This window comes from Streptomyces sp. NPDC006655, from assembly GCF_040703965.1.
Taxonomy (GTDB): Bacteria; Actinomycetota; Actinomycetes; order Streptomycetales; family Streptomycetaceae; genus Streptomyces.
The window spans coordinates 23567-44883 of sequence record NZ_JBEYJU010000065.1 but is presented as its reverse complement, the minus strand read 5'-3'; the positions used below and the strand labels follow the sequence as shown (position 1 = coordinate 44883).

Annotated in this window: 14 protein-coding genes and 1 pseudogene; 11 read left to right on the top strand and 4 right to left on the bottom strand. The window is 72.1% G+C overall.

Going from position 1 to position 21317, the window contains the following annotated elements; translation table 11 throughout:
* Positions 1–38: 38 nt before the first annotated feature.
* Positions 39–2195, bottom strand: a complete 2157-nt coding sequence (locus AB0958_RS30595) for an MMPL family transporter (RefSeq protein ID WP_366893709.1) — start codon at positions 2193–2195, stop codon at positions 39–41.
* A gap of 232 nt (positions 2196–2427) precedes the next feature.
* Positions 2428–3552 carry a PP2C family protein-serine/threonine phosphatase gene (locus AB0958_RS30590; protein ID WP_366893708.1) on the bottom strand — a complete coding sequence of 375 codons (1125 nt, stop codon included), beginning with the start codon at positions 3550–3552 and terminating at the stop codon, positions 2428–2430.
* A 349-nt stretch (positions 3553–3901) separates the two neighbouring features.
* On the opposite strand from AB0958_RS30590, the gene AB0958_RS30585 reads away from it, so the two are divergent.
* The 3 genes and pseudogenes from AB0958_RS30585 (at position 3902) to AB0958_RS30575 (ending at position 7026) form a co-directional block, all read left to right on the top strand.
* The gene (locus AB0958_RS30585) at positions 3902–4570 is read left to right on the top strand and encodes a glycoside hydrolase family 11 protein (protein ID WP_366893707.1); all 669 of its coding nucleotides are present in this window, start codon (positions 3902–3904) and stop codon (positions 4568–4570) included.
* Positions 4570–5250 (top strand): annotated as a pseudogene (locus AB0958_RS30580) (polysaccharide deacetylase family protein); the annotation flags it as partial. The gene AB0958_RS30585 and the pseudogene AB0958_RS30580, both read left to right, overlap by 1 nt.
* 111 nt (positions 5251–5361) lie before the next feature.
* Positions 5362–7026, top strand: a complete 1665-nt coding sequence (locus AB0958_RS30575) for a hypothetical protein (RefSeq protein WP_366893706.1) — start codon at positions 5362–5364, stop codon at positions 7024–7026.
* Positions 7027–7036: 10 nt separating this feature from the next.
* On the opposite strand, the gene AB0958_RS30570 is transcribed toward AB0958_RS30575, so the two are convergent.
* Positions 7037–9118 (bottom strand): SpoIIE family protein phosphatase, encoded by a 2082-nt coding sequence (locus AB0958_RS30570; RefSeq protein ID WP_366893705.1) that lies wholly within the window; start codon positions 9116–9118, stop codon positions 7037–7039.
* Between the two features lie 211 nt (positions 9119–9329).
* On the opposite strand from AB0958_RS30570, the gene AB0958_RS30565 reads away from it, so the two are divergent.
* From AB0958_RS30565 to AB0958_RS30530, 8 genes are all read left to right on the top strand, one after another.
* On the top strand, positions 9330–11798 hold the full coding sequence (locus AB0958_RS30565; RefSeq protein WP_366893704.1) for a SpoIIE family protein phosphatase: 2469 nt from the start codon (positions 9330–9332) through the stop codon (positions 11796–11798).
* A gap of 203 nt (positions 11799–12001) precedes the next feature.
* The gene (locus AB0958_RS30560) at positions 12002–13519 is read left to right on the top strand and encodes a hypothetical protein (protein WP_366893703.1); all 1518 of its coding nucleotides are present in this window, start codon (positions 12002–12004) and stop codon (positions 13517–13519) included.
* A gap of 43 nt (positions 13520–13562) precedes the next feature.
* A complete protein-coding gene (locus AB0958_RS30555; protein WP_366893702.1) occupies positions 13563–15140 on the top strand; it encodes a serine/threonine-protein kinase in 1578 nt (525 codons plus the stop codon).
* A gap of 328 nt (positions 15141–15468) precedes the next feature.
* A complete protein-coding gene (locus AB0958_RS30550; protein WP_366893701.1) occupies positions 15469–15687 on the top strand; it encodes a ferredoxin in 219 nt (72 codons plus the stop codon).
* A complete protein-coding gene (locus AB0958_RS30545) occupies positions 15684–17087 on the top strand; it encodes an FAD-dependent oxidoreductase (RefSeq protein ID WP_366893700.1) in 1404 nt (467 codons plus the stop codon). Before AB0958_RS30550 ends, AB0958_RS30545 begins: the two co-directional genes overlap by 4 nt.
* 64 nt (positions 17088–17151) lie before the next feature.
* Complete coding sequence (locus tag AB0958_RS30540) at positions 17152–18420, top strand: cytochrome P450 (RefSeq protein ID WP_366893699.1); 1269 nt, start codon at positions 17152–17154, stop codon at positions 18418–18420.
* 6 nt (positions 18421–18426) lie between these two features.
* The gene (locus AB0958_RS30535; protein ID WP_366893698.1) at positions 18427–19509 is read left to right on the top strand and encodes an NAD(P)-dependent alcohol dehydrogenase; all 1083 of its coding nucleotides are present in this window, start codon (positions 18427–18429) and stop codon (positions 19507–19509) included.
* A gap of 30 nt (positions 19510–19539) precedes the next feature.
* The gene (locus AB0958_RS30530) at positions 19540–20217 is read left to right on the top strand and encodes an HdeD family acid-resistance protein (RefSeq protein WP_366893697.1); all 678 of its coding nucleotides are present in this window, start codon (positions 19540–19542) and stop codon (positions 20215–20217) included.
* Between the two features lie 88 nt (positions 20218–20305).
* On the opposite strand, the gene AB0958_RS30525 is transcribed toward AB0958_RS30530, so the two are convergent.
* Positions 20306–21298, bottom strand: coding sequence for a diacylglycerol kinase family protein (locus tag AB0958_RS30525; protein WP_366893696.1), 993 nt, complete (start codon positions 21296–21298; stop codon positions 20306–20308).
* Positions 21299–21317: the final 19 nt, after the last annotated feature.

The following is a 21317-nucleotide window of genomic DNA, read 5'->3' as shown; positions in this document are numbered from 1 at the left end:
GCCCGCCGGCCCCCGCTGTCCGTTGCCCCGCGGTGCCGTCAGCCGCGCCGTCCCGCGGTCTGGTACTCGTCCGCGGCGGGGGAGGCGCCACCGTCCGTCCCCGGCCGCGCCCGGTCGGCATGGCCCGGCCACCAGGCCGCGTGACCGATCAGCGCGGTGAGGCTCGGGGTGAAGAACATCGCCATCACGAAGGCGGCCACCGCGATGCCGAAGGACACCGCGAAGCCCATCTCCGTGAGCAGCGAGTTCCCGGCCAGCATCATCGTGGCGAAGGTCGCCGCCAGGATGAAGCCCGCCGCCGCCACCGTCGGTCCGGCGTGCCGCAGCGCCATCCCGGCCGCCTCGCGCGGCTCCCGGCCCTCCCGGGCCTCCTCGCGCAGCCTGGCGATCATGAGGATGTTGTAGTCCGTGCCGATGGCGACCACGAACAGATACATGATCACCGGGAGCATGAACATCAGCCCGGGCTTGTTCTGCGCGTCCTGGAAGATCCAGACCGTCGCGCCGAGCGTGGCGCCGAAGCCGAGGCCCACCGAGGCGATCAGGTACCAGGGCGCGACCACACTGCGCAGCAGCAGTCCGAGGATCACCATGATCAGCAGGGCGGCGACCGGGAACACCGTCCGGTAGTCGTGGTTCACCGCGGAGTCGATGTCCTTGTAGATCGAGGACATGCCGCCGACCACCGCCTCGGTGCCCTCGGGAGCACTGGCGTGCGCGACGTCCCGCACCCGGCCCACCGTGTCGATCGCCTTGTCCGTGGAGGCCTCGTACTTGAGCGTGACGGTGAAGTCCGCCGTGGTGCCCGGCTTGTTGAGCTGGTTCAGCCGGGCACTGGCGACACCGTCCACGGCGCCGAGTTTGCGCGCGTACGCGTCGAACGCGGACCTGTCCAGCGGCTTGCCGCCGGTGCTGGACAGGTAGACGTCGGTGGGTGCGGCGGCACCGGCCGAGTACGCCTTCTGCAGCTCGTCCTGGACGACCATGGACTCCTTGGTCTTGGGCATCGAGCCCGACGCCAGGTCGAACGTGGCGTGGTAGCCGAGCGTGCCCAGCGACAGCACCACCAGGACGATGCCGGAGACCGCGGCGGTCAGTGCCGGACGGCGCTGCACACCACGGCCGAGGGCCGCGAACCGGGCGTTCTCCGGCTCGCGTTGCCAGGACTTGGAGGGCCAGAACACCTTCGGGCCGATGAGCGAGACGACGGCCGGGATCAGGGTCAGCCCCGCGATCAGCGTCACGGAGACCGCGATGGCCAGCGCCGGGCCCATCTGCTTGAGGAAGCCCAGCGTCGACAGGACCAGCGCGAGGAAGGCGATGATGACCGCGCCGGCCGCCGAGGCGATGGCCTCGCCGACCCGGGCCACCGCGTTGACCATGGCCTCCTTGGGTTCGTCGCCGGCGCGCAGGCGTTCGCGGTAGCGGAACATCAGGAACAGGAAGTAGTCCGTGCCGACACCGAAGAGAACGACGATCAGGATCGACGAGACGGAACTGTTGGCCTGTAGACCGAACAGCTTGGTGGCGTAGGCGATCAGTCCGTTGGCGATCGCGGACACCAGGCCGATCGTGATCAGCGGCAGGACCGCGAGGATCGGCGCCCGGAAGATGATCAGCAGGGTCACCAGAATGATCAGGAAGGTGCCGATGCCGATCAGCGCCTCACCGCGTTTGGACGAGTCCTGCTGGTCCAGTGCCTGCGCGGCCGAGCCGCCGAGCCTGGCCTCCAGGTCGGTGCCCTTGGTCAGTTGCTTGACGTCGTCGCGCAACACCTTGGCCGCGTCCGCCTGTACGGGTTGACCGGCGTTCTTGCTGTCCATCTGGACCAGGGTCATGGTGTATTTGCCGTCCTTGGACGGCTGGCCGGGGACGACCTTCTGGACCTGGTCGATGTGCTTGCCGCCCAGTTCGGTGGTGATCCGGGAGACGTCCTTCAGATCGGCGGCGGTGAGCCTGCCGCCGTCGGTGCGCTGGTACAGGGCGATCGCGGACGGGGTGAAGGCGCTGGGGAACGCCTTCCCCTGGAGGTCGGCCGCTTTGATCGATTCGTAACTCTTGGGCAGGAAGCTGCTCTCGTCGCTGTTCGAGGGCAGGCTCGGGGCGGTGGCGACGATCGCCACCGCCGCTATCAGCCATGCCACGATCGTCCAGACAGGATGTCGGACGACGGCACTGCCAATTCGTCGGAACATGCGGAAGGTCCTCCTGAGTAGGAAGATCACCGCAGCCCGGGGAGCGGACCCTGGCATCGGCGACCCCGACCGGCACGCATCCGACGGGCCGATCGCATGGTTGTCTTGAGGTCACATGGTAGGGATCACCCCTGACAGTCGGTCCAGTGGGTTTCCGGTACCGCCCGGGCGGAAAGGTCCAGCCATGTCCGGCGTCCGACGGGCCGCTCCACGAGCAGTCCGAAGGGGGGCGTCAGCCGCTCGGTTCGGGCAGCAGGAACGCCGTGAGGGCGGCGGTGTCGTCCCGCAGCCGGTCGTGGCTGTAGTCGAGCAGATCCCGGTGGAGCCGGGCCAGCAGTTCCGGCGGCGGCATCGGGCCCCAGGAGCGCAGCCGCTGCAACAGCGGGTAGAAGACGCCGTCCGGGTCCCGGGTCTCCGTGACGCCGTCCGTGTACAGCAGTAGCTGGTCACCGGGGCCGAAGGCGTAGGTGTCCACGCGGTAGGGGTCCCCGATCAGCATGCCGAGGTTCAACGGCGGCCCCGGCCGGCCCCGGTCCAGCTCGCGCACCTCGCCGGGACGGATCAGCAGCGGCGGCGGATGACCGCAGTTGAGGACGCGTACGACCCGCTCGTCACCGGGGATCTCGGCGAAGACGGCGGTGACGAACCGTTCGGCCGTCTCGTGGCCGCCCAGCCGGTCGGCCCTGCGCGACATGCTGACGTCCACCCGCTCCACCAGTGCGTGCAGGTCGGGTTCGTCGTGCGCGGCCTCGCGGAACGCCCCCAGCATCGCGGCCGCCGTCTCCACCGCGAGCAGCCCCTTGCCGCGCACGTCGCCGATGAGCAGCCGTACCCCGTAGGCGGTGGGGACCGCCTCGTAGAGGTCGCCGCCGATGCGGGCCTCCGCGGCGGCGGACAGGTAGAAGCTCTCCAGCAGCAGGTCGCCGATCCGGTGCGGCACCGGCCGGAGCAGGACGCGTTGCGCGATCTCGGCCACGAACCGGACGTCGGCCAGGGTGCGTTCGCGGCGGATCCGGTGCGCCGCCAGGACCGTCCCCAGGGCGCCCACCAGGGCCGTGCACGCGTAGACGGCGACGTAGTGCCGCTCCCAGAGGTAGCCGACGGAGCGGCCCGCGCAGCACGGGGTGCCGGCCAGCAGCATCTCGAAGCCGACGGCGAAGACGGTGGTGCCGGCGACGGCGACCGCCGCATGGGCGAAGGCGGTCACCAGGGGCAGCGCGATCAGCGCGAAGCTGACCGGCCACGACGCGGGGGTGATCGGCTCGAGCACCAGCACCCCGGCGACGTACAGGACGGGAAGCCAGCGCATCCACGCGGGAGGTGCGGGCAGTGCTGGGTTGCCACCGTCGTGCCTCACCCGGAACTCCTGGCCTACGCATCTCGACAAGACGACCAGCCTCGCTCGCCCCGGTGGAAACCGCCCGTGATTGCTCCGCTCGGCGGCATGTTCCGGCAGCACCATTCGCATTCGATTCCGAAACATTCGAGATTTTCAAACGCGCACACTGGATCTTCGGATGGCCGATTGTCGACTATGTAGATCCCGTGGTCCAGAGCTAACGCGGTGAGCTGCATGTATGACCACGGCGGTAGAACGAAGGTTTCGAAATAATCACCGAAACTGTTGACAGCTGGCATGGGCAGACCAACACTCCCCACCAAGTCACACCCGCAGCAACCCGCACAGGCCACAGAGGAGGCACCGCATGAACCCGCTCGACCACGCACTGACCCGCCGGAGCGCCGGCGCCCTGCTGCTGGGCGCCGCCGCCGGGCTCGCCCTGCCCGGCACCGCCCGCGCCGCCACCGTCGTCACCACGAACCAGACCGGCTCCAACGGCGGCTACTACTACTCCTTCTGGACGGACGCCCAGGGCACGGTCTCCATGACCCTCGGCTCCGGCGGCAACTACGGCGCCAGCTGGCGCAACACCGGCAACTTCGTCTGCGGCAAGGGCTGGAGCACCGGAGCCCGCCGCAACGTGACCTACTCCGGCAGCTTCAGCCCCTCCGGCAACGGCTACCTGTCCCTCTACGGCTGGACCTCGAACCCGCTCGTCGAGTACTACATCGTCGACAACTGGGGCACCTACCGGCCCACCGGAGCCTACAAGGGCAGCGTCACCAGCGACGGCGGCACCTACGACATCTACCTCACGACCCGGTACAACGCGCCGTCGGTCGAGGGCAACAAGACATTCAACCAGTACTGGAGCGTCCGCCAGTCGAAGCGGACCGGCGGCACCATCACCACCGGCAACCACTTCGACGCCTGGGCCAGGGCCGGCATGCCCCTCGGCAACTTCAGCTACTACCAGATCCTCGCGACCGAGGGCTACCAGAGCAGCGGCAGCTCCTCCATCACGGTGGCGTGATGGGCACCCTGGCGGAACGCTCCGCACGCCCCTTGGCGGCCGCCGCCGTCGCCCTGGCCGCCGCCGGCACCCTCACCGTCGGCGCCGTCCCGTCGCACGCGGCCACCTGCGCCGGCTACGTGGGCCTCACCTTCGACGACGGGCCGTCCGACGCCCACACCCCGGGTCTGCTCAGCGCCCTCCGGGCGAACGGGCTGCGGGCCACCCTGTTCAACGAGGGCCAGTACGCGGCCGCCTACCCCGCGCAGGTCCGGGCCGAGGCCGGCGCGGGCATGTGGATCGGCAACCACAGTTACACCCACCCGCATCTGACCCAGCAGAGCCAGGCGGGGATCGACTCGGAGATCTCCCGCACCCAGTCCGCCATCGCCGCCGCCGGCGGCGGGACACCGACCCTGTTCCGGCCGCCGTACGGCGAGACCAACGCGACCGTGCGCACGGTCGAGGCCAAGTACGGGCTGACCCAGATCATCTGGGACGTCGACTCGCAGGACTGGAACGGCGCGAGCACCGACGCCATCGTGCAGGCCGTCTCCCGGCTCACCAACGGCCAGATCATCCTGATGCACGAGTGGCCGGCCAACACCCTGGCCGCGATCCCGCGCATCGCGGGGACCCTGACCGCCAAGGGGCTGTGCCCCGGACGGATCTCCGCCCAGACCGGCCGCGCGGTCGCACCCTGAGGAAGCAGTGGCACCGGTGGCGCGGCGGCCCGTCAACCGCCGCGCCACTCTCATGACTTCGGATGAACGGGGATCCGCCGGATCCCTCGCGTCGATAGGTTCGCCACCGTGGACTACTACGACCTGGGCAGTCACAGCCGGCGTGTCACGACGTCGTCCCCCGATGCGCAGACCTGGTTCGACCGGGGGCTGAACTGGACCTACGCCTTCAACCACGAGGAGGCCGTGCGCTGTTTCGAGGCGGCCGGCGCGGCCGACCCGGACTGCGCCATGGCCGACTGGGGCGTGGCCTACGCCCTCGGCCCCAACTACAACAAGCCGTGGGAGTTCTTCGACGAACGGGACCTCGCCCGCACGGTGGAGCGCACCCACGCCGCGGTGGAGCGCGCCCATGCCAAGGCCGCCCGTGCGACCCCCGTGGAGCGCGCCCTCGTGTCGGCCCTGCGCGCCCGCTACCCACGGGCCGCCGCCCCGGACGACCCGGCGGCCTGCTCGGTGTGGAACACGGACTACGCCGACAGCATGCGCGCCGCCTACGACCTGGCGCCGGACGACCCCGACATGGCGGCCCTGCACGCCGACGCCCTGATGAACCTCACCCCCTGGCGGCTCTGGGACATCCGCACCGGGGAACCGGCCGACGGCGCCCGCACGCAGGAGGCCAGGGCGGTACTGGAGCGGGCCCTCGCCACCGGGGCGGGGACCCGGCACCCCGGCCTGCTGCACCTCTACATCCACCTGATGGAGATGTCGCCCACGCCCGAGACCGCGCTGCCCGTCGCCGACCGGCTGCGCGACCTCGTCCCCGACGCCGGGCACCTGCGGCACATGCCCTCGCACCTGGAGGTCCTCTGCGGCGACTACCGGCGCGTCGTCTCCGACAACACCGCGGCCGTCGCCGCCGACGAGAAGTACCACGCGCGGGCCGGCGCCATGAACTTCTACACCCTGTACCGCTGCCACAACCTGCACTTCAGGATCTACGGCGCGATGTTCCTGGGCCGCCTCCGGGACGCCCTCGCCACCGCCGAACTGCTCGAAGCCGCCGTCCCGGAGGACCTGCTGCGCGTCCCGAGTCCGCCGATGGCCGACTGGCTGGAGGGCTTCCTGGCGATGCGGGTGCACGTCCTGATCCGCTTCGGCCGCTGGGACGACATCCTGCGGCTGCCGCTGCCCGCCGACCCCGTGCTGTACTGCGTGAGCACCGCGATGCTGCACTACGCGCGCGGCGTCGCACACTCCGCGACCGGCCGGATCACCGAGGCCGAGACGGACCGCGCCCGGTTCCGGGACGCCGTGGCCGCGGTCCCCGGCACCCGCACGCTCTTCAACAACACCTGTGTCGACCTCCTGGCCGTCGCCGCCGCGCTGCTCGACGGCGAACTCGCCTACCGAAAGGGCGACTTCGACACCGCCTTCCGCGCCCTGAGGCACTCGGTCGACCTGGACGACAACCTCCCCTACGACGAACCCTGGGGCTGGATGCAGCCCACCCGGCACGCCTACGGCGCCCTGCTCCTCGAACGCGGCCGCGTCGCCGAGGCCGAGGCGGTCTACCGGGCCGACCTCGGCCTGGACGACACCCTGCCCCGGCCGTTGCAGCACCCGGGCAACGTCTGGGCCCTGCACGGCTTCCACGAATGCCTGCGGCGGCTCGGCAAGGACGGCGAGGCCCGGATCGTGGCCCAGCAGCTGAAACTCGCCGCCGCGAACGCCGACGTGCCGATCACGGCGTCCTGCTTCTGCCGCACCGACTGCTGCGGCACCCCGTAGGTGTACGGGGCTACAGCGCCCGCGCCACCAGCAGCGCCACGTCGTCGTGGTCGTCGGGGTGGCGCAGACCGTGCAGCAGCAGGTCGCAGATCTCCTCCAGCGGCCGGCACGGCTCCTCGAGGAAACCGAGCAGGACGTCGAGGCGGTCGTCGATCGGATGCCGGCGGGTCTCCACCAGGCCGTCCGTGTACAGGACCAGCAGATCCCCCTCGGCCAGCTCGACGGACCTGGTCTCGAACGGGATGCCGCCGACGCCGAGCGGGGCGGCGGCCGGCAGCTCCAGCAGGGTCGGCGCCGCGCCCGGGTGGACCAGCGCGGGCGGCATGTGACCCGCGTTGGCCATCTCACAGCGCCTGGTGTGCGGGTCGTACACCGCGTACAGACAGGTGACGATGTAGTGCTCCAGATCGCAGGTGATCTTGTCCAGGTGCTGGAGCACGGCGGCAGGCGGCAGCTCCAGGTCCGCGTACGCGCAGGTGGCGGTGCGCAGCCGGCCCATCGTGGCGGCCGCGTCGATGCCGTTGCCCATGACGTCGCCGACGACCAGCGCGGTCCGGTCGCCCGCCAGCGGGATCACGTCGTACCAGTCACCGCCCACCTCGCTGGTCGCCTGCGCGGGCTGGTAGCGGGAGGCCAGCTCCAGGCCCGTGTGGTGCGGCGGATGGTCGGGGAGCAGACTGCGTTGCAGGGTGAGGGCGGTGTTGCGGACGCTCTGGAACCAGCGGGCGTTGTCGATGGCGACCGCGGCGCGCCCGGCCAGCTCGCTGGCGAGGACCACGTCGTCCTCGTCGAACGGCAGCGGATTGCTGGTGCGCTTGAGGTCCAGGGCGCCCAGCACCTCGCCGTGGGCGATGAGGGGCACGGCCAGGTACGAGTGGACACCGGCCTGCGCCAGCAGCTCGCCCGCCGCCGCGTTGCGCGCGATCCGCGGCAGGTCGTGCGCGCCGACGTGCGGGACCAGGACCGGCCGTGCGGTGTGCACGCACAGCGTCACCAGGCGGTCACCCTCGTAGGCCGCCAGATCACCGGGTGAGTCGGCGGCCCGCAGGGCCACCGTGGGATGCGCCGCCTTCAGGGCGAGGGCACGGAACAGCTCCGGGCCGTTGTCCGGGCGGCGTGAGCGGCGCAGGGCCAGCGCCGAGTCGAGCACGTCCACCGCGACCACGTCCGCGAGGACCGGGGTGGCGACCTCGGCCAGTTCGGCGGCCGTGCGCTCCACCTCCAGCGAGGTGCCCACCCGCGCCGAGGCGTCCGCGATCAGCGCGAGCCGCCGGCGGGCCCGGTCGGCCTCGGCCGCCGCGCGATGCCGCTCCGTGACGTCGACGACCGAGGTCGCCGCGCCCAGGATCCGGCCGGCGGGGTCCTCCAGCCGGTAGAACGACAGCGACCAGGCGTGCTCGTGGTCCGGATCGGCGGACGGCCGGCCCACGTGGTACTGGTCGAGCAGCGGTGTACCGGTGGTCAGCACCTGGCGCAGCGCCGACTCCACCGTGTCGATGTCGGGCAGCGGCAGTGTCTCCCGCAGATGCCGCCCGATGTGCTCCTCGGCGGGGATGCCGTCGATCCGCTCCAGGGCCGGGTTCACCAGCAGGTAGCGCAGGTCGGGGTCGAGCAGGGCCAGGCCGATCGGGGACTGGTTGATCAGGCGCTCGCACAGCGCCAGGTCGGTCTCCACCCGCTGGAGCAGGTTGTGGTCGGCGACGATCCCCAGGGCGTAGACGTCCCCGAGGTCGTCCAGCAGCCGCATGCTGCGGAACTCCATCAGGCGGCTGCCGCCGTCCTTGTGCCGGACCGGGAAGGCGCCGGCCCAGGCCCGGCCGGTCTCCAGCACCTCCGTGAAGAGGCTCACGGCCGCCTGCAGATGTTCCGGGTCGACCAGCAGACGTGCCGCGTACCGGCCCAGGGCCTCCTCGGCCGAGTATCCGAACAGTTCCCCGGCCTGCGGGGTCCAGAAGACGATCCGGCCCTGGGAGTCCAGCGCCACCGCGGCCACGCTCAGCACGTCCAGCAGGCCGGTCGGACGCAGCCTTCCGCGTCCGTGCTCACCACCGGAGCCGTCGGCACCACCGGTCCCCAGGGAATCCGCAACCATCCGTCAACCACCTCCACCGGCCGCCGGGCCGATGCCCACGCGGCCGCCACGGCACTTCCATGCTGCCCCCGCCCCGCAACTCGCCCAACTCCGGAACGGGTACCCCGCTGCGGGCCCCGGCCCCGGCCCGTCCCGGTCACCCGGATTCCCCACGGGCCGTGCGCAGCGGTCGGACAAGCAGGAACATGGGGGTACGTAGAGGATGTAGCCAATGGTTTCTCCGCGAAGAGACGTCGACGCGCCGGCCTCCGTGGGCCCACGCGATCTCCTCGACGCGTCCAGCGACGCGGCGGCGGTCGTGTCGGCCGCGGGTGCCGTGGTCGGCTGGACGCGCGCCGCCGAGGCCCTGCTCGGGCATCCGTCCGCCAAGGTGACCGGCTGCCCCGCGGCGCGGCTGCTCGCCATGCGCGCCGACCCGGCCCGCGCGGCCGGCGTCGCCCAGCGCTGCCGCTCCGGAATGGGCTGGAGCGGACTCGTGCCGCTGCGGCACCGCGACGGCCGCAGCATCCTGGTCGACCTGCGGGTCTCCGCGTCCTTCCGGATCGGCGACGAGGAGTGCTTCCTGCTCTCGGCACGCGAGCAGCGGCCCCAGTGGCCGATGGGGCGGTCCGTCCTCGACGGGTTCCTCACCCGCTCGCCGATCGGCATGGCCGTGATGGACCTGGACCTGCGCTACGTGTGGCTGAACGACACCCTGGAGCAGTTCGGCGGAGTGCCCCGCGAGCAGCGCCTGGGCCGGCGGCTGAGCGAACTGCTGCCCGGGTTGCAGGCGACCACCCTCGAGAGCCTGATGCGCGAGGTGCTGACGACCCGGGAACCGGTCACGGACTACGAGTACATCGGCTGGAGCTGGTCCGATCCGCACCGCCAGCACGCCTACTCCACCTCCTTCTTCCCCCTCGTGGGCCCCGACGACTCCGTGACCGGCGTCTGCTACCTGGTCTCCGACGTCACCGAGCGGTGGGCCGCCCGCCAGCTGCTGTCCCTGGTCAACGAGGCAGGCACCCGCATCGGCACCACCCTCGACGTGCTGCGCACCGCCCAGGAACTCGCCGACTTCGCCGTACCCCGGTTCGCCGACTTCGTCATCGTCGACCTCCTGGAGCCCGTCCTCAGTACCGAGGGCCACGGCACCTGGCTGACCGACGCGGGGCCGGCGCCGGCCAGACCCGCGATGCGGCGCGCCGCGCTGCGGACCGTCCGCGAGGGCAACCCCGAGGCCGTGGCGCAGGTCGGCGACAAGGTGGACTTCCTGCCGCCGCCGCACGGCCTCGACCTGCTCATCAAGGGAGAGCCGATCCTCATCCCGGAACTCGACCCGGAGGACCTTCTGTGGGTCACGGAGCAGCCCGCGCGGGCGGCCCGCATCCGGGAGTTCGGACTGCACTCGCTCATCTCGGTCCCGATGCGGGCGCGCAACACCGCCCTGGGCCTCACCACCTTCGCCCGCTCGCTCAACCCGGCCCCCTTCCAGGCTGACGACGTCCTGCTCGCCCAGGAACTCGTCGCCCGGGCCGCCGTCTGCGTCGACAACGCCCGCCGCTACACGAGGGAGCACACCGCGGCCGTCACCCTCCAGCGCAGCCTGCTGCCCCAGGCCCTGACCGGTGGTACGGCCCTGGACGTGGCCTCCTCCTACCTGCCGGCGGACGCGACCGACGGGGTCGGCGGCGACTGGTTCGACGTGATCCCGCTGTCCGGCGCCCGGGTCGGCCTGGTCGTCGGCGACGTGGTGGGCCACGGCCTCACCGCGGCGGCGAGCATGGGCCGGCTGCGCACCGCCGTGCAGACCCTCGCCGACATGGAACTGCCTCCCGACGAACTCCTCGCCCACCTCGACGACCTGGTGCTGCGGCTGGGGGAGGAGGAGAACTCGGGCACGGCCTCCGAGGTCAGCACGGCCACGTTCGTCGGAGCGACCTGTCTGTACGCCGTCTACGATCCGGTGACCCGGCGGTGCGCCATGGCCCGGGCCGGTCACCCGCCGCCGGTCGTCGTGGCGCCCGACGGCCAGGTCCGGTTCCCCGAGATGCCCGCCGGGCCGCCGCTCGGGCTCGGCGGCATGGCCTTCGAGGCCACCGAGATCGAACTCGCCGAGAACAGCCTCCTCGGCCTCTACACCGACGGCCTCATCGAAGGCGCCGACCGCGACGTCGAGCTGGGCATGTCCCGCCTGCGCGCCGCCCTGGCGGTCCCCGACGCCGACCTCGAATCGCTCTGCGCGTCGGCCGTGCAGCGCCTGGTCCCCGTCCCCCAGCCCGACGACATCGCCCTGCTGCTGGCCCGCACCCACGCCCTGGGCATCGACCACGTCGTCTCGTGGGACGTACCCGTCGACCCGGCCGCCGTCGGGGAGGTCCGGGCCAAGGCGGTGCACCAGGTGCTCACCTGGGGCTACGACGAGCTGGTGACGACCACCGAACTCATCGTCAGCGAACTGGTCACGAACGCCATCCGGTACGCCGAACCACCCATCACGCTGCGGCTGTTGCGCGACTCCCGGCTGACCTGCGAGGTCGCCGACGGCAGCAGTACCGCGCCCCGGCTGCGGCACGCCCGCAGCACCGACGAGGGTGGCCGCGGCCTCTTCCTGGTGGCCCAGCTCGCCCACCGCTGGGGCGCCCGACACACCGGGGACGGCAAGATCATCTGGGCCGAGCAGGAGATCCCGGGGAGGTGAGCCCGGCGTGACCGGGCGGCGGGGGCCTGTCGAATGCGCAAGTTTGGCCGTACGCTGTCAATTGATGAGGATTCGGCAGCAATGGGGGAGCCGCCATGTCCGGGGACGCGTACGGCCCGAATCAGCAACCACCGAACCAGCAACCACCGGACCACGGACCGCCTGACCGCGGCTTCCCGGGACCGGGAGTCTTCGTCCCGCCCATGCCGTCGAGTCCGCCGCCCGCTCCACCGGACGCCCTGCGTGCCACCGCCGTCGCCCTCCTCAACCTGAGCGGCCTCGGCCTCGGTTATCTGCTCGTCCGAAGACGGCTCCCGATGGCCGCCTGCCTGGCGGCGACCGCCGTGCTGCTCCTGGTGGCCCTGCCCGCGGACGCCGACGGCGTGCCCGCTGCCGCCTTGGCCGGCTACGCCGTGGTGCTGCTGCTGGCGGCCGTGCACGGCGCCCGCGTCGGCCTGCGCACCCGGCTGATCCTGCCCGCACGGCAGCCCCTCGCACTCCTGCTGGGTGTCGCCCTCCTCGCCGTCCCGGTGGGCGGCGCGCTCTGGTACGACAGCGCCCACCAGGAAGCCGTGCAGCGCGCGCTCCTCGGCCGGCTCGACCAGGCGGACGAACGCGTCGCCGCCGCCGCCCGCGAGGGCTTCGCCGCGGCCAGGCCCGACTACCAGGACGCCCTGGCCGTCTACCGCGACCTCGCCGTCCACCACTCCGGTTCCCGGGCCGCCGCCCAGGTCCCCGACCGGCTGAGGACCTACTACACGACGGTCGCCGCGGCCTACGGCCACCACGACTACTGCACGGCCGTCGCGCCGCTGGAGTACCTGCGGACGGTGCCCGACTCCCTGCCGAAGGACCAGCTCGGTGCGCTCGCCCACTGGCCCGACGACCGGCTGGCCACCTCGCTCTACGAGTGCGGGGCGCAGGGCCTGGCCGGCGACGGCACCGACTGGGTCCCCCGGTTCGGCGAGCTCCTGCGCTCGTTCCCGGACGCCGGTCAGACCGCCAAGGTCGTCCCGGCCCTGGACGCGGCCGAGAAGAAGGCGGCGAAGGCCGTCTCCGGCGACGCCCCCTGCACCGCCGTCGAGCGGCTGCACACCCTGAAATCGGAGATCACCCAGCTGTCCGACGGCTCGGGCACCCAGGCCGGCGCACTGGGCGAGGTCGCGTCCCGGGCCGGCCGCAGCGGTGACGCGGGCGAGTACCAGTGCGGCGTCAGGGAGTACAAGGACGGGGACTACGCCAAGGCCCAGGGGACCCTCCAGCAGTTCCTCACCGACAACCCGCACGACGGCAACGGCGCCCGCGCCAAGAAGATCGTCATCGGCGCCGAGGTCGCCCAGACCCTCCCTGCCGCAGGCAAGAAGCTGCCCACCACCGCCTCCGGCGGCGGCATCTCGGTGACCGTCAGGAACGACAGCCCCGACGACATCACCGTGCTCTACACGGGCCCGGTCACCGGCAGCTTCACCCTGAAGGCGTGCGGCGGCTGCAAGGCGTACTCGTTCGCCGACTCGATCACCCCGGGCTGGCAGCCGTGCGGCGACAGCGGCCGGAACTACCCGCAGCGCACGATCAGCCTCCCGCCCGGCACCACGTACTTCGTGCACAAGCCGAATCACGACACCACCGCCACCCCGGGCTCCGACACCGCCAAGCTGCGCTACGGCTACGTCTACACCGAGTGCGCGTACACCACACAGTCGCTCGCGTCCGGTTACTGAGCGGGCCGGGAGGCCGTCGGACCGGCCAACTATGCTCCGGCGCATGAACGACGAGGGCAGAGACGACCCCGCCAGACGGGTGGTCGACGGGCGGTTCGAGCTGGTGGCCCGGCTCGGTGGCGGCGGCATGGGCACGGTCTGGCGGGCCACCGACCTGGTGCTGCGGCGCAGCGTGGCCGTCAAGGAGGTACGGCCGTCCGACCCCGGCCTCGCCGAGTACGACCCGGAGGCCGCCCGGCTGCTGCGTGAACGGGTGCTGCGGGAGGCCCGCGCCCTGGCCCGGGTCGACCACCCGAACGTGGTGACGATCCATCACATCGTCGACGGCGGGCCCGGGACCTACCCGTGGATCGTCATGGAGCTCGTCACCGGCGGCTCGCTCGCCGACCGCCTTGCCGCCGGGCCGATGAACCCGGTCGAGGCCGCGCGGATCGGCCGCGAGGTGCTGGCCGCGCTCCGCGCCGCCCACGAGGCCGGCATCGAACACCGCGACGTGAAGCCGGCCAACGTCCTGCTGCGGCCCGACGGCCGCCCGGTGCTCACCGACTTCGGCATCGCCGCCGTCCGTGAGGCCACCGCCCTGACCGCCACCGGATCGGTCATCGGCACCCCCGACTACATGGCACCGGAGCGCGTCTCCGGCAAGGACGGCGGAGCGGCCGCGGACCTGTGGTCGCTGGCGATGATGCTGTACGTCGCGGTCGAGGGCCGCCATCCGCTGCGCCGGGGCACCACCCTCGCCACGCTCGCCGCGGTCCTCGCCGAGGACGTCCCGCCACCGGTCCAGGCCGGGCCCCTGACGGACGTCCTCACCCGCGTCCTGGTCCGCGACCCGGCGGCCCGCCCGGACGCCGCCGCACTGGACCGGATGCTGGCCGCCGCCGCTGGGCCGACGCGGACCGAGACCCCCACGTCCTTCCCGCTGCACCCGCCGGCGGCACCACCGCCCGTCACCGTCCCCGCCGAGGCCCCGGCCGGCCGCCGCCGCTGGACGCTGCTGGCCCTGCCCGTCGCGTCGGTCGCCCTCGCGGGCGTCCTGGTGTGGACCCGGCTGCCCGACACGGGCGCCCACGCCGGCGCGAAGGGCGCCGGCACCCCGACCGCGACGGCACCGGCCTCGACCGGCCCCACCGCCTCACCCTCCGCCACGGGGCGGAGCACCACGTCCGACATGCTGACCCCGACGGGCATCCGCACCGCGATCGCGGCCTTCGAGAAGGTGACCGGCCGCGACCGGTTCGCCAAGCTCACGGTGTACCCGGACTACGTGCTGGCCTACCTGATGGTGAAGGGCAGCGACACCGCGTACGACATGTACACCTACCGCCCGGGCCAGGGCGTCCAGCAGGGCGAATTCAAGGACAGCCTGGACAGTGGCGAGAAGCCCGTCCGGCTGGACGACTTCGCCTGGGACAAGGTCCCGTCCCTGCTGGCGCAGGCCGAGAAGAGACTCAAGGTCCCCGACCCGAGCAGCCGTTACCTGATCCTCGTCCTGCCGGGGAACGCCTTCGGCGACCCGACCGGGATGTCCCTCTACCTGACCAACGACTACAGCCAGACCGGTTACCTCCAGACGGACAAGAAGGGCAGGATCGTCAAGGTGATGCCGTCCGAGGGATGAGCCGGGCGAGCGCGCCGCCGTTGCCGCCCGGTCCGCCGCCCCCGGGTGCCCGGGGCCGGCGGGTTTGCGATCGTCCGACGACGGGACGAGTATTTTCTGTGGGCGGACCGGCCGGAACACCTTCTGATTCCGATGCCACCGGATGCCACCGCGACCTGCGGATCACGAGGTCCCCGGCGGTGAGCTCCCCGCACAGCCGGGCGAACCGCTCAGCCGGGCGAACCGCTCAGCCGGGCGAACCGCTCAGCCGGGCGAACCGCTCAGCCGGGCGAACCGCTCAGCCGGGCGAACCGCTCAGCCGGGCCGGCAGCTCGAAGGGAGTCTTCCCATGCGCATCGTCGTGGACCTGAATCGATGCCAGGGATACGCCCAGTGCGTGTATCTGGCGCACGAGGTCTTCAGGCTGAGCGGCCAGGAGGCGCTCACCTATGAGCCGAACCCCGACGACGAGCGGCGCCCGCAGGTCGAGCGGGCCGCCGCCGCGTGTCCGGTGCAGGCGATCGTGATCGACCGCTTGGACGGCGCGGAGGGAAGTGCGGCGTCATGACCTTGCGGGCAACGGTCGCCGAACTGGTGCGCGAGTTCCGGGCCAGCGGCCGGATCGTCGTCGTGGGAGCCTCCCTGGCCGGGCTGCGGGCCGCGGAATCCCTGCGGGCGGAGGGCTTCACCGGTTCCCTGACCGTCATCGGGGACGAGCCGTACGAGCCCTACGACCGGCCGCCGCTGTCCAAACAGGTGCTCAAGGGCTGGGTGCCGGCCGACCACACCAGGCTGCCCCGGATGCGCGAAGTCAACGCGGACTGGCGGCTCGGGGTGGCCGCCGTCGGGCTGGACCGCACCACCAAGCAGGTGCGTCTGGCCGACGGGGACCAGGTGCCGTACGACCGGCTGCTGATCGCCACGGGCACCCGGGCGCGGCAGTGGCCGGACCCGGACGAGGCCGCCTTGGAGGGCGTCTGCACGATTCGCACCCGTGACGACGCCGCCCGGCTGCAGAAGGCGCTGGCCGAGTCGCCCTCGCGGGTCCTGGTCATCGGCGCCGGGTTCATCGGCTCGGAAGTGGCCTCCGTCTGCCGCGAGTTGGGCATCGAGGTGACCGTGGTCGAGCGGGGTTCGGCGCCGCTGGTGGGCGCGCTCGGCGGGGTGATCGGAGAGATCGCCGCCCAGTTGCAGCGCGATCACGGCGTGGACCTGCGCTGCGGGCTGGGCGTGTCGGCACTGGAGGGCGACTCCGCCGGGCATGTGCGGCGTGCGCGGCTGTCCGACGGCGCCACCGTCGATGCCGACGTGGTGGTGGCCTCGCTCGGGTCGATCCGCAACGTGGAGTGGCTGGAGGGGTCGGGGCTGGCCGCCGGTTTCTGGGGCGTCGGGTGCGACGCGGGCGGCCGTGCCTTCGACATCAACGGCGTGGTCACCGACAGCATCTACGTGGCCGGCGACGTGGCACGCGCGCCGCATGTGCTGTACGAGTACCAGTTCCTGGCGATGGAGCACTGGGACAACGCGGTGCTGGGCGCGGAGGTCGCGGCCCACAACATGGTCAACCTGGAGCCCCACTACCGCCCGCATCTGCTGCTGCCCGGCTTCTGGTCCGGTCAGTTCGGCGTCAACATCAAGTCCGTCGGTGTGCCGCCCTTCGGTGACGAGATCGTCATCACGCAGGGGTCCGTCGCCGACCGTCGCTTCGCCGCGGCCTACGGTCACCGGGGCCGCATCGTGGCGGCCGTGACCTTCGATCACGGCAAGTGGCTGGAGTACTACGGGAAGCTGATCGAGCGGTCCGGTCCGTTCCCGCCCCCGCCGCCGGGCTGGGACCAGCCGCCCGACACGAAGCCGATGCCGGCGGAGTTCCCCGACCCGCGGGTCCCGACGGCGATCCCCGACGTCGTCCTCACCGGCCACGCGCCGAGCGAGCGCAAGGCCGAGTTCCGGCCGCGGCGCCACTGACCCCGGCCCGTCGGGTCCTGCGCGGCCCGCGGACAGCACCGACAGGAAGAAGGAGGGGAGCCTCGTGGTCGAGGAAACCCCCTGGCAACAGGCCCTCCGCTACGCCAACCGGGCCAATCCGTACCCCTTCTACGAGGAACTGCGCAAGGAGCCGGTCGCGCGGCAGCCGGACGGCACCTATGTCGTCAGCACCTACCGGGAGATCGTCGCGCTGCTGCACGACCCCCGGGTCAGTTCGGACCCGCGCAAGCGTCCCGGGCCGGCCGCGGCCCCGGACGAGGGCCCGGCGGATCCGGAGGCCGAACCGATCAGGGCGGTGCTGGCCGAACCGAACATCATCACCTGTGATCCCCCCGAGCACGACCGGGACCGTCGGCTGATGATGCCGCACTTCGTCGGGCCGCCCCACGCGCCTCACCTGATCACCGACCTGCAGCCCGACATCCGCCGCATCGTCGGCGGACTCCTGGACGACATGAGGGGCAAGGACCGGATCGACGCCGTCGACGACTTCGCCTACCCCCTGCCGGTGACGGTGATCTGTCAGGTGCTGGGCGTGCCGCTGGAGGACGAGCCACGCTTCCACCACTGGGTGGAGACGGCCCTGGACGCCCTGGACTTCGGCCCCGAGGCCGGCTCCGAGGAGATCCAGAGCCGGCAGGCCGGGGGGCAGCAGGCCGTGCGGGAGTTCGGGCAGTTCGCGGCCGATCTGCTCGACCGGTACGCACGGGAGCCCGGCCCCGGCATGCTCTCGGCCATGGTGCACGACGACAGCCCGGAAGGACCGATGTCCAAGGGCGTCCTCGTGAGCAACGCCCTTCTCCTGATCTTCGCGGGACACGAGACGACGGTCAACCTCATCGCCCACAGCGTGCTCACCCTGCTGCGCCACCCGGACGCACTCGAAGAACTGCGCCGCAGGCCCGAGCTGATCGTGTCCGCGGTGGAGGAACTGCTGCGCTTCGAGTCGTCGGTCCAGTTCTGGCACACCCGCTCCGCCGTGGAGGACATCGACATCGCCGGCACCACCATCCCGAAGGGGGCGCCCATCTTCCTGGCGTACGGCTCGGCGAACCGCGACCCCGAACGGTTCACCGACCCCGACCGACTCGACCTGGAGCGCCGCGACAATCAGCACCTCGGTTTCAGCCAGGGCATCCACTTCTGCTTCGGTGCTCCGCTCGCACGGCTCGAAGTGCAGATCGCGGTGGGCGAGTTCGTCCGGCGGGTGCAGAACCCCCGGCTGGTGGAGGACCCGCCGCCGTACCGGCACAACCAGATCTTCCGTGGCCCGCGGCACGTTCTGGTCGACATCGACGGCATCCTCGACTGATCCGCCATGTGGGCCTTCCAACTCGTCGGCTGGCAGCAGCCGCCCGAACTGCGCGAGGTGCCGGTACCCGAACCCGGCCCGGGCCAGGTCCTGGTGCGGGTGGCGGGCGCCGGCGCCTGCCACTCCGATCTGCACCTCATGGGGGCACCCGGACCGCTGCCCGGCTTCACGGACCTCCCCCTCACACTGGGCCACGAGAACGCGGGCCGGGTGGCCGAGCCGGGAGCCGGCGTCACCGGGTTCGCACCGGGAGACCCGGTCCTCGTGTACGGCTCCTGGGGCTGCGGGGTGTGCGTCGAGTGCCGTCAGGGCCGGGAGAACTACTGCCAGAACCTCGCCGGTCAGGGTCCGGGCCTGGGCGGCGGGCACCACGGCGGCATGGCCGAGTACCTGCTGGTCCCGGCGGCGCGTCACCTCGTGCCGCTGGGCGACCTCGACCCCTGCCGGGCCGCCCCGCTCAGCGATGCCGGACTGACCGGCTACCACGCCGTCAAGCGGTCGCTGCACCTGCTGGGCCCGGGCTCGACCGCCGTCGTGATCGGAGCCGGCGGCCTGGGCCAGATGACCATCCAGGTCCTGCGCGCGCTCAGCGCGGCGACCACCGTCGTGGCCGTCGACACCGACCCGGGCAAACTGGAGACCGCCACGCGCCTGGGCGCCGACGAGGCACTGCTCTCGGGTGACGGGGCGATCGCCCGTATCAGGGACATGACGGCAGGGCAGGGCGCCGAGCTCGTGCTGGACATGGTCGGCGTGGACCCCACGCTGCGGATGGCCGCTCAGGTGGCCCGGGTGCTCGGCCACCTGACCATCGTCGGCCTCGGCGGGGGAGCGCTGCCCGTGAACTTCTCCAGTCCGCCGCACGAGTGCTCGGTCGCCGCGCCGTACTGGGGCTCCGTCACCGAACTGATGGACGTGGTCACGCTCGTCCAGCAGGAGAAGATCAAGGTGTTGGTCGAGCACTTCCCCCTGGACCGCGCCGCCGAGGCCTACCAGCTCCTGCACGACGGCAGGATCCAGGGACGCGCCGTCATCACTCCGCACGCCGAATGCGGCCGATCGGGTGACGATGGATCTGTACAGACGTGACGACGCTGTTCCCAGAAGGAGGCAGCTGACATGACATCTCCTTCCGCTTCCACCGGTCCTGTCCCGCCACGGGACACCGGACCTCAGCAGACTCCGCTTGCCGACGGCGCGGCCGCGCTCGCGAACCTGGGCTGGCAGCTCCTGCTGACCATGGGGCTCGCCACCATCGCCCTCGGCGTCGTGGCCCTGGTCTGGCCGGGCCCGACGCTCCGCGTCGTCGGCCTGCTCTTCGGTGTCTACCTGCTGGCCACCGGCGTCTTCCAACTCGCCGCCGCCTTCGGCACGCACGTCCGCCGGCATCTTCGCGTACTGCACTTCATCAGCGGCGCGGCCTGCGTCCTGCTGGGGCTGATCTGCTTCCGGGGCCCCCTCGAGTCGATCTTCCTGCTCGCCCTGTGGATCGGCTTCAGCTGGCTGCTGCGGGGCGTCCTGGAGACGGCCGCCGCGGCCTCCGACCCGGTCATGCCGGCGCGTGGCTGGCACGTGGCCTTCGGGATCATCGGTGCCATGGCCGGCATCGTGATGATCGTCCTGCCGTTCGCCTCCATCGCCACACTCACCCTCGTGACCGGCGTCATGGCCATCGTCCTGGGCCTGACCGAAGCGGTCCGCGCCGTCAGGACGCGCGTCGAACTCGGCCACACCGCTCCCGACACGGCCACCCGGCGGCGCCCGCTCTTCCACGCCCGGGCACACCCTCAGCACTGACCGCAGGGACGCGCGGAGCGCAGGCGCGGGTGAGGCGGGTGGCGGCGAGCGACGCCTTGGTGCGCCTCCGTCAGCCGGTGTGACTCCGTCAGCCGGTGTGACGGTGACGCACCCGCTCTGCGCGCGCGGCCGCCCGCTGGACGAGGGTCCGTCCCGCCGCCCGCCGTCCGGCGGGTGAGGCCTCCTGCCCGCGGCGTGGCACCCACACCCGCAGCGTGCCGGGACTGATCCGGCACCGCACGGGAGTTGGCAGGGTGACGGCTTCGCCGTCCAGCCCGACGGGGACCTCCGGGGTGTCCGCCTGGACGACGACGTCGTCGGGCGTCTCGAGACGGGTCAGCCCGTGCAACTGCCCGCGGCGCAGCCCGGCGGCCGTCTCGGCGGGCGTCTGCGCCCTGGCGGCCAGGACCCCGAGCAGCCCGGAGTCGAGCCGCGCCCGCCTGTCCAGCCCGGCCGGGTCGCCGACCTGGTAGGGGTTGTTGCTGACCGGCACGGCATCCGGCCGGTCCACCGTACGCGCCCCCGCGCGTACCACCAGCTCAGGGCCCTGGTGCAGGGCCAGGAACTCCGGAAGGATCCGCAAGATCGTGCCGATCTTGTCCTCGCGGTAGGCCGGATCCTGCACCAGGGCCGCGTATGCCCCGAACGACACGTTGTTGACGAACACCCGCTCGCCGGCCCACCCCAGGTCCACCCGCAGCTCGACCCCGTCGGTGAGGGCCTCCAGCGCGGCCGCCGGGTCCCCGCGGTCCAGGCCGAGGTCCATCGCGAAGTGGTTGCGGGTGCCCGCCGGAACGACCAGGAAGGGCAGGCCACTTTCGGCGGCCACCTCGGCGACGAGCGCCTGTGTGCCGTCTCCGCCGGCCACGCCCAGCAGATCCGCACCGTCGTCGACCGCGCGCCGGGCGACCGCTGCCAGGTCCTGGGGCCGGGACGGATCGATCAGGAAGACTCGGGCTCCGAGCGCACGGGCGCGTTCCGCGATCCGGAACCGGCGCGCCTTTCCGCCGCCCGAGCGCGGATTCACGATCAGCCAGGGCCGCCGCGCGCCGGACACCGGCCGTGACGTGTTCCCGGTCACGGCCCGCACCGGGCCGACT